1 protein-coding gene is annotated in these 1,445 nt (G+C 63.9%); it reads right to left on the bottom strand.

The features are described from left to right. Window positions 1-1,439, bottom strand: a 1,439-nt coding sequence (locus tag VXJ37_RS20995) for an amino acid permease (RefSeq protein ID WP_331324927.1), incomplete at its 3' end; no start/stop codon positions are given. Window positions 1,440-1,445: the final 6 nt, after the last annotated feature.

The raw sequence follows: 1,445 nt of genomic DNA, 5'->3' as shown, positions 1-1,445 counted from the left end.
CCGGTGAAGCCTTCGCGGGTTTCGGCGATTTCGCGGATGCGGTGGCGGCAGGCGTACCAGCCGATGACCATGAGGATGGAGGCGATGGCGGTGACGAGCATGGTCAGGGGTGAGTCGATGAAGACCATGATGAGGACGCCGATGAGGAAGAGCAGGGAGAGGTAGCCGGTGTAGGGGGCGCCGAACATGCGGAAGGAGGGGCGTTCGACCCAGCCTTTGTCGGCCCAGCGTTTGAGTTGGATCTGGCAGAGCACGATGGTGGCCCAGGTCATGATGATGCCGACGGAGGCGATGTTGAGGACGATTTCGAAGGCGTCGGCGGGGACGAGGTAGTTCAGCGGGACGCCGAGGAGGGAGACGACGGCGGTGATGGCGATGCCGCCGTAGGGGACGCCTGCTTTGTTCATGCGGGAGGCGAATTTGGGGGCGGAGCCGTTGACGGACATCGAGCGCAGGATCCGGCCGGTGGAGTAGAGTCCGGCGTTCAGGGAGGACAGGGCTGCGGTGAGGACGACGAGGTTCATGATGACGTCCACGCCCTGGACGCCGATGGAGCCGAAGAACGTCACGAAGGGGCTGACGCCTTTTTGGTAGGAGGTGAAGGGCAGCAGCAGGGCCAGGAGGATCACGGAGCCGACGTAGAACACGGCGATGCGGAAGACCACGGAGTTGATGGCCTTGGGCATGATTTTTTCGGGGTTTTCGGTTTCGCCCGCGGCGGTGCCGACCAGTTCGATCGAGGCGTAGGCGAACAGGACGCCCTGCATGAGGATGATCATGGGCAGCAGGCCGTTGGGGAAGATCCCGCCGTTGTCCGAGAGCAGGCTGATGCCGACCGGCTGGCCGGAGACGGGGGTGCCGAAGATGACGAAGTAGGTGCCGATGATCAGGAACGCGACGAGGGCGGCGACCTTGATCAGGGCGAACCAGAATTCCATTTCGCCGAAGACTTTCACGGAGACCAGGTTCAGGGCCAGGACCACGACGAGGGCGGTCAGTGCCCAGGCCCACTGCGGGACGTCGGCCATCCAGGGGATGTAGTTGCCGAAGAAGTGCATGTAGAGGGCCGCGGCGGTGATGTCCACGATGGTGGTGGTGGCCCAGTTGATCCAGTAGAACCAGCCGGAGACGAACGCGGCTTTCTCACCGAAGAATTCACGGGCGTAGGAGACGAACGAGCCCGAGGAGGGCCGGTGCAGGACCAGTTCGCCCAGGGCCCGCAGGATCAGGAACGCGAAGAACCCGCACACCGCGTACGCGATGACCAGGGACGGGCCCGCGGCGTTCAGGCGGCCGCCGGCACCCAGGAACAGGCCGGTACCGATCGCACCACCAATGGCGATCATCTGGATCTGCCGCGGCTTGAGGTTCTTGTGGTAACCCTTGTCCTCCGCGTGCAGGGAGGACTCAGTCGCATGCGCGTGACCACCATCAATCACGTGGTC

It is taken from the genome of Pseudarthrobacter phenanthrenivorans, assembly GCF_036455295.1.
GTDB classification, from domain to species: domain Bacteria; phylum Actinomycetota; class Actinomycetes; order Actinomycetales; family Micrococcaceae; genus Arthrobacter; species Arthrobacter phenanthrenivorans_C.
Note: the sequence above shows the minus strand (reverse complement) of the source record. Positions and strands in the feature narration are given on the sequence as shown.